This is a genomic window from Sandarakinorhabdus sp., assembly GCF_041689835.1.
Lineage (GTDB): Bacteria > Pseudomonadota > Alphaproteobacteria > Sphingomonadales > Sphingomonadaceae > Sandarakinorhabdus.
Map to the genome: position 1 here is coordinate 21,267 of NZ_JBDNFM010000113.1, position 6,522 is coordinate 27,788.

7 protein-coding genes are annotated in these 6,522 nt (G+C 66.5%); all 7 read left to right on the plus strand.

All coding sequences use genetic code 11. From position 1 onward, the window contains the following. Positions 1-22: 22 nt before the first annotated feature. A complete protein-coding gene (locus ACESL8_RS05975; protein WP_372916845.1) occupies positions 23-1,156 on the plus strand; it encodes a phage portal protein in 1,134 nt (377 codons plus the stop codon). Beyond that, positions 1,153-1,458: a DUF6127 family protein gene (locus ACESL8_RS05980; RefSeq protein ID WP_372916830.1), complete on the plus strand. Its 306-nt coding sequence runs from the start codon at positions 1,153-1,155 to the stop codon at positions 1,456-1,458. The genes ACESL8_RS05975 and ACESL8_RS05980 overlap by 4 nt, the downstream gene beginning before the upstream one ends. Continuing rightward, positions 1,455-1,883 (plus strand): HK97 family phage prohead protease, encoded by a 429-nt coding sequence (locus ACESL8_RS05985; RefSeq protein ID WP_372916833.1) that lies wholly within the window; start codon positions 1,455-1,457, stop codon positions 1,881-1,883. Before ACESL8_RS05980 ends, ACESL8_RS05985 begins: the two co-directional genes overlap by 4 nt. Continuing rightward, the gene (locus ACESL8_RS05990) at positions 1,876-2,895 is read left to right on the plus strand and encodes a phage major capsid protein (RefSeq protein ID WP_372916835.1); all 1,020 of its coding nucleotides are present in this window, start codon (positions 1,876-1,878) and stop codon (positions 2,893-2,895) included. The genes ACESL8_RS05985 and ACESL8_RS05990 overlap by 8 nt, the downstream gene beginning before the upstream one ends. Positions 2,896-3,026: 131 nt before the next feature. Continuing rightward, positions 3,027-3,791, plus strand: a complete 765-nt coding sequence (locus tag ACESL8_RS05995) for a hypothetical protein (RefSeq protein ID WP_372916837.1) — start codon at positions 3,027-3,029, stop codon at positions 3,789-3,791. After that, positions 3,791-4,036 carry a hypothetical protein gene (locus tag ACESL8_RS06000; protein ID WP_372916839.1) on the plus strand — a complete coding sequence of 82 codons (246 nt, stop codon included), beginning with the start codon at positions 3,791-3,793 and terminating at the stop codon, positions 4,034-4,036. Before ACESL8_RS05995 ends, ACESL8_RS06000 begins: the two co-directional genes overlap by 1 nt. Further along, a partial coding sequence (locus tag ACESL8_RS06005; RefSeq protein ID WP_372916841.1) for a hypothetical protein occupies positions 4,036-6,522 on the plus strand: 2,487 nt, incomplete at its 3' end. The genes ACESL8_RS06000 and ACESL8_RS06005, both read left to right, overlap by 1 nt.

Sequence of the window (6,522 nt, forward strand, 5' to 3'; positions counted from 1 at the left end):
AAAAGGGTTATCCATCATGCGATTGCCGTTTCTGCGGACGAAGTCTGCTGCGCCGTCGGCTGGGCCGCGAATTCCCTCGGGTATCCCGTCGTGGGCGACGCCTTTGGTGGATCATGGCTGCAGCTATGCCGGCCAGGTGCAGGCGGCTTACCTGACCAATCCGGTGGCGGCGCGTGCCATCCGCATGGTGACGGAAGGTGCCGGCGGTGCGCCGGTGGTGACCGAGCCGGGGGACCATCCGGCGCTGGCGCTGCTGGCCAGCTGCGGCTTTGGCGCGTCTGGCCCCAGCCTGCTCGAAACTTTGGCCGGGCACATGCTGCTGCACGGCAATGCCTATGTGGACGTTGCTGTAGGCAGCGATGGTTTGCCGGCGGCGCTGTTTGCGTTGCGTCCCGAGCGCGTGAGCATCGAGGTGGACGGCGAAGGCTGGCCGGCGGCGCATGTCTATCGCGCCGGTGGTGCGGTGCGGCGCTATCCGGTGGCGGCGGCGGTTGGTGGCGGATTGCTGCATATCCGCAGCTTTCACCCGACAGATGATCATCATGGCGCTGGCTGCCTGGGTGCGGCGGCGTCGGCAGTGGCGGTGCACAATGCCGCCACCCGCTGGAACAAGGCGCTGCTGGATAACGCGGCGCGGCCCAGCGGTGCACTGGTGTACCAGCCCGGTGATGGATCGACATTGAGCCCCGACCAGTTCCAGCGCCTGAAACACGAGATGGAAGCGGCGTTTGCTGGCGCTGCCAACGCCGGGCGGCCGATGCTGCTGGAAGGCGGGTTGAGCTGGCAGGCATTGAGTCTGTCGCCGGCTGAAATGGATTTTGCCGGAATGCGCGAGGCCGCCGCGCGTGACATCGCGCTGGCGCTGGGCGTGCCGCCGCTGCTGCTGGGAATGAAAGGCGACAATACGTATGCCAACTACCGCGAGGCCAATGTCGCGCTGTGGCGGCTGACGTTACTGCCGTTGCTGACGCGCCTGCTGGGCGCGCTGGCCGTGCACCTGCAATGGTGGTGGCCGGGCCTGGTGTTGAAAGTGGACCGGGATGCGGTGCCGGCCTTGTCGGAAGATCGCGAGCGGTTGTGGGCGCAGGTGATTGCGGCCGATTTCCTCGATGGCAACGAAAAGCGGCGCATCCTTGGCTTGGAGATCGGCCAATGACCGGCATCCTGGAAGGGCTGGTGGCCCAGGCGGAATCGCAGGGCGCCGCGCGAGTGACGCTGCAGGCGATCGTGGAAGATGCCGCCCAGGCCGGAGCCGAGCGGGCGCTGAAAAGCCTTGGCCTGCTGGACGAGCGTGCCGGGGCTGACATCCAGGAACTGCGCGAGCTGGTGCAGGGCTGGCGCGACGTTAAGAAATCGGCGCTGCGCAGCCTGATCGGTTGGATCATGCGCAGCATTGCGGCGCTGTTGCTGCTGGGGTTGAGCTACAAGCTGGGGCTGCTGCAGGGCGCCAAGCCATGAGCGCTGCCCCCAGCGTTCAGACGTTACGGATCGCCGGCTATGCCAGCGTGTTTGCGGTCCCCGACAAGGGCAGCGATGTGGTGATGCCCGGTGCCTTTGCCGGTGCTGCTGCGCCCATCCCGTTGCTGTGGCAGCACCAGCCTAACGAACCCATTGGATTTGTTGATAGCCTGCGGGAAGATGGCCGCGGCCTGCGCATCACGGCGCGAATCGTGGAACGCGGGCGCGGCGCGCAAGCGGCTGCACTGGTGCGGGCCGGTGCCATCGATGGCCTTAGTTTTGGATACCGGGTCAAGGCCGCCAGCCCGACCCGGGCCGGACGCCGCCTTGAGCGGATTGAACTTGTTGAAGTGTCACTGGTGACCTTCCCGATGCAACGGGAGGCACGAGTGCTGGGCTGGCAAGAGGAGGAAACGCATGTTTGAACTGAAATCTGATCCGTTGGCCGCATTGTTCGATGCGGCTGAAAACAGGGTTGGCGAAACCGGGGCGGCTGCGGTGGAAACGCCGCTTGCGCGTCCGGCACTGGAGGCCAAGGCAGCCACCATCAATCCGCCGTCCAAGGGCGGGCTGGCTGTGCCGCTGGAAATCGATGCGGTGATCAACCGAGTGCTGCTGGCGGCTTCGCCGATCCGCAGCATCGCTCAGGTGGTGGATATCGGTTCGGCCAATTATCGCCGGCTGATCACCACCAGCGGCGTGGTGTCGGGCTGGGTTTCGGAAACCCAGGGCCGCCCGGAAACCGAAACGCCGAATTTTTCGGAAATTGCCCCGCCGATGGGGGAACTTTATGCCAATCCGGCGGCTAGCCAGGCAATGCTGGATGATGCCGGCTTCAACGTGGAAGCCTGGCTGGGTGATGAGATCGGGCGCGAATTTGCCCGGGCCGAAAGCGTCGCCTTTGTGAGCGGCGACGGGGTGAACAAACCGCGCGGGTTCCTTGTCGCGCCCACTGCCGCCACGACGGATCTCACGCGTCCGTTCGGCACGCTGCAATTCATCACCTCAGGGGCGGCTGGCAGTTTTGCGGCGTCAAACCCGCAGGATCGCCTGATCGACATGGTGCACGCGCTGGCCAGTCCCTACCGTCAGGGCGCGGTGTGGGTGATGAACTCGGCAACGCTGGCGCGCATCCGCAAGTTTAAGACCACCGATGGCGCCTTCATCTGGCAGCCGGGCCTGGGCCCGGACCAGCCGCAGACGCTGCTGGGCCACCGCGTGGTGGAAGTGGATGCCATGCCCGACGTGGCCGCCGACAGCTTGTCCATCGCGTTCGGCAATTTCCAGGCCGGTTACCTGATCAGCCAGCGCCCCGACACGACGGTGCTGAAGGATCCGTATACCAACAAGCCGTATGTCCATTTTTATGCCACCCGCCGTGTGGGCGGCAGCGTGCTGGACAGCCGGGCGATCAAGCTGATGCGCTTCTCCGCCTGAGGCGGATGAAACGGGCGCTGCCGTCGGCCGGGTTTCCCCCCACTCCCCCCGCCGGGCCGGCGGCAGCGCCCACCCTTTTCCCTTGATGGTTCCACAGGCTCCGGCGGACCGCCGCCGGGCAGGAGATTCCCATGCCCAACAACGTGACCGCCCCAGCCGGCGGCATCGCCTTTGCCACCGACGAGGTGGGCGGCGTGCATTTTCCCTATGCCAAGCTGGCCTTTGGCGGTGAGGACATCGCAATTGCGGTGGCCGACAGCGCCGGGGCTCGCCTGCCGGTGACAGTATCGGGCACGGTGAGCGTTTCGGGCGGCCTTACCAATGCCGAATTGCGCGCAGTGCCCGTGCCTGTGGCCTTTTCCGGGCAGAGCGTGGGCATCAATGGCACGATCGGCGTTACCGGCCCGCTGACCAATGCCGAACTGCGTGCGGCGGCGCTCCCGGTGTCATTGACCGGACAGAGCGTGAGCATCAATGGCACCAGCGCGATCAGTGCGGCGGCGCTGCCGCTTCCGGCTGGCGCGAGCACCGAGGCGACACTCGCCGCGCTCAGCGCCAAGCTCGCCGCCCTCGAAGGCGGGCGCACGCCGGTGGCGGTGCAGACGTTCGCCACGCTCACGCGGGCCTATGATTATGCGGGCGGCCAGCGCCTGACGACGGCGGGTGCCGGCCAGGTGCGGTCCACCGCCGTTGCGGCCAGTGAAATGCTGCTGCACGCCAGTGTGCGCGGGTTCTTTCGCGTGGGTGACGCTGCGGTGAGTGCCAGTGTTAGCCCCGGCAGCATCCCCTTGGCGGCGGATGAGAAGTTCCATCTGCGCCTGACCAGCGGACAGTTCGTCAGCTTTGTCCGCGACGGCGCCAGCGATGGCAGCCTGACCATCATGCCGGTGGCCTGATGATCGGGTCGATCGGCGCTGTTGGCCGCATCGGGGCGATTGGCGGCGCGCGCTATGCCCGCCCCCAATCGCCGGCGGGCGCGCCGGATTTCAGCCTGACCAATGCCAGTGTTTCCACAGCGTGGGGCACGGTGACGGTGGGCCAGTTGCTGCCGGTGAATGCACCGGCGGGTTCCTTTTTCCTGCTGGTTGAAGGCGCCGGCGCTGCCGGTGACGAAGCTGGCCTTGCAGTGGTGAATGGCTGATGGCGATCCAGGTTGCAACCTTGGGCGGTGCTGATCTGCGGCTGGCCAGCCCGGTGATCAAGCGCAATTACACCAGCGCGATTTCCGTGGGCGGTGCGGCCGGCCAGGTGGTGGGGCATTGGCGCGCGTTCTGGGTGCGGCTGCCGGCCACCTGGGCCGGGGCCGGCCGGCCGGCGATCATGGGCTTTGACAACGGCGGCACCGCCACATTCGGTTCGACCAACGATACTGTGGTGCGCGTGCCCCAGGAAAGTTTCAGCACCGTATCGGTGCGGCGGCGCATTCAGCTGGCCTATGGCAACACTGTTCAGCTTTATGCCACCGGCGAAGGCGATATCGGCAGCATCAGCCAGCTCGCCTATCTGACGCCGACGCTGGTGATCGACGGGGTGGTGAACATCGGCAGCAATGCTGCACCGGTGTGGCGCAATTTCGTGGCGGTGTGCGCGGCGGGCGGGACGGTGGAAACCTATGTCGCTGCCACCGCTTCGAACGCAACCTGGTTGACGGGCACGACTGGTCGGCTGTTTCATCAGGTTTTCTGCGCCCAATCGACTGGCACCACCCGCACGCCGGTGGGCACCGCGCTCGAACATACGGCGCTGGTCACCGGCGATTTTCCGTGGGACAGCGCCAATGCCCGCCCGCACCATGATGCGATCCGGGCGCTGGCCGCCAGCGGAGCCAATCCGTTCCTCAACTATCAGGGCCTGATCGACGCACAGAACGCCGGCAGCTTGCCCTATGCCAATCTGCGATCGAACGGCGATGCCGCGAACCCCCGGCCAGGGAGAGGTGAGCTTTCCTATTGGTACACGCTGAAGGATTTCACCACCGGGTTGGCGAATGCCGGCACCGTGGCGGCAACGCCGCTGACGCAGAACACACTCACCGATGCAGCCGGCCTGGCGGCGGTTGCCGCAATCGCGCCGGCCCACTGGTCGGGCGCGGCGGTTGATCCGGCTATTGGCGCGCCGGTGGTGCGTTTCCACGGCGGGCGCGGCCTGCGCCCGCTGGTGCGCACCGGCACGTATGACGCGGTGAACACCACGGGGCTGCAACGGCGCTGGTTGTTCGGGACGGGCGCGGTGAACGGCACGTCAGGCGCAGTGGTTACCGGCTATGATTGGGGCGGCAGTTTTGCCCTCAATGCCGGCACCTGGAGCCTTTCGGATGCGTTGCCGGTGGGCGGCCCCTATACGCTGGAGGTGCGCGACACGGCCGTTCCCAGCCGTGCCGCCATTCCGCTGGCCGATAACATCGTCGGCACCATCGTCACCCTGTGGGGCCAATCGGGCGCGGCGCTGGCGCTGCGCACCGGTTTCAGCAACCCGCCGCTGGGGCCAAATCTGCTGAGCGTGCCGGTGGCTTCGGGTGCGTTGGGGTGGGCGATGCGGTTGGACAGCATCGATGCAGGCGGCGCCGGCTATCTGCGTCCGTTGCCGGGAACGGCGGTGCTGCGTCAGGGCACCACGCCGGCCGTGGGCCACGGCTTTGTGGTTATGGTGAATGAGTGGAACAATCATAATCCCGGCCATCCGCTGGGCATCGTGGTGCCGGCAATCAACGGCACGTCCATGGATCAATGGGCGGCCGACAGCCTCGTGCTGGGCAGTGCCTCGTGGCGCTTCATCGGCACCAAGGCTGCCCCCGGGGCCAGTTCGGCCGATGGCAGCGGCGTGGTGGGTTATCATGCGCTGTTGATGGACAGTTATACCGATGCCCAGCTGAGGATGTGGACGGGCATTGCCGAAACGCCGGGGACGCGGGCCAGCTGGACCGGGGCGGTCGATGCCATGTTTACGGGCGCCGTTGCCGCACCTTGGTTGATCTTTCCGCCGTGGCGCGGCCACCGCGATTTGCCCGATGGCGCCGCCACCAGCAAGACTCGGGCCGATAGCGTGGATTATGTGCTGGAATTGGGCAGCCGCGGCGCGCTGGCACCCTATTGGCCAGATGTCGTGGGCGATCAGAACGGCAGCCTGCACGCGGCGTTTTGCAACAGCCCCGGCAATCCCAGCAGTTTGAACCCGGTAAGCGATGGCAACGCCGTGGGCCAGGCCAAGGTGGGGCGCGGCATGGGGCGCAGTATTGCCTGGTATTATGATCGCCGTATCAAGGCGCACGGCCCGCGGGTGGTGGCGGCGTGGTTTCGCGATGCGGCGCGCGCTGTGATCGAGGTGGAATTGGGCCGGGCCTGCCGCACCCTGAACGGCGCGGCACTGGCCAACCGGTTCAGCATTTCAATCGATAACGGCGCCAACTGGGGTGCGCCCGGTAGTGGCTTCACTGCCGCGCTGGACAGCACCGGCACACGGGCGCTGCTCACCAGCACGGGCTCGGCCTGGCCGGCGACAAACGTGCGCGTGGATTATTGCCGAGAATGGCCGTTTGGGCCGTCGGAACTGCCCGGCGAGGTCAATGCCGAAACCGCGCTGCACGGGTTATTGTATGACAACCAAATTTGGCGCGGGAACAGCAACCTC

What these genes read in the sequence shown, in the direction of transcription:
- ACESL8_RS05995 (WP_372916837.1), top strand. Translation starts at nt 3,027, where the DNA reads ATGCCCAACAACGTGACCGCCCCAGCCGGCGGCATCGCCTTTGCCACC.
- ACESL8_RS05980 (WP_372916830.1), top strand. Translation starts at nt 1,153, where the DNA reads ATGACCGGCATCCTGGAAGGGCTGGTGGCCCAGGCGGAATCGCAGGGC.
- ACESL8_RS05985 (WP_372916833.1), top strand. Translation starts at nt 1,455, where the DNA reads ATGAGCGCTGCCCCCAGCGTTCAGACGTTACGGATCGCCGGCTATGCC.
- ACESL8_RS05990 (WP_372916835.1), top strand. Translation starts at nt 1,876, where the DNA reads ATGTTTGAACTGAAATCTGATCCGTTGGCCGCATTGTTCGATGCGGCT.
- ACESL8_RS06000 (WP_372916839.1), top strand. Translation starts at nt 3,791, where the DNA reads ATGATCGGGTCGATCGGCGCTGTTGGCCGCATCGGGGCGATTGGCGGC.